This is a genomic window from Pseudomonas sp. SIMBA_068 (assembly GCF_046534705.1).
In the GTDB taxonomy this organism is placed as follows: domain Bacteria; phylum Pseudomonadota; class Gammaproteobacteria; order Pseudomonadales; family Pseudomonadaceae; genus Aquipseudomonas; species Aquipseudomonas putida.
Genome location: NZ_JAWRYI010000251.1, coordinates 1 through 311, shown reverse-complemented (window position 1 = coordinate 311; position 311 = coordinate 1). Strand labels below are relative to the sequence as shown.

At 53.7% G+C, this 311-nt stretch carries 1 protein-coding gene; it reads left to right on the top strand.

The window, feature by feature from the left end; translation table 11 throughout:
* A partial coding sequence (locus SB756_RS29045) for an ATP-binding cassette domain-containing protein (protein WP_410912987.1) occupies positions 1-311 on the top strand: 311 nt, incomplete at both ends.

Genomic DNA, 311 nt, shown 5'->3' with positions numbered 1-311 from the left:
CTCCTCATCAGAACTGCCGATTGGCCGTTTAAGCGGCGGCAACCAGCAGAAAGCAATTCTGGCGAAATGTCTGCTGCTCAATCCAAAAATCCTGATCCTCGATGAACCGACGCGCGGCATTGATGTGGGCGCACGTCAGGAGATCTACCTGCTGATCAATGCGCTGGTTCAGCAGGGTATCGCGGTGATTGTGATTTCCTCTGAGCTTCCGGAAGTGCTGGGCCTGAGCGATCGGGTGCTGGTGATGCATGAAGGGCAGATCAAAGCCGATTTGATTAACGATAACCTGACTCAGGAGCAGGTGATGGAAG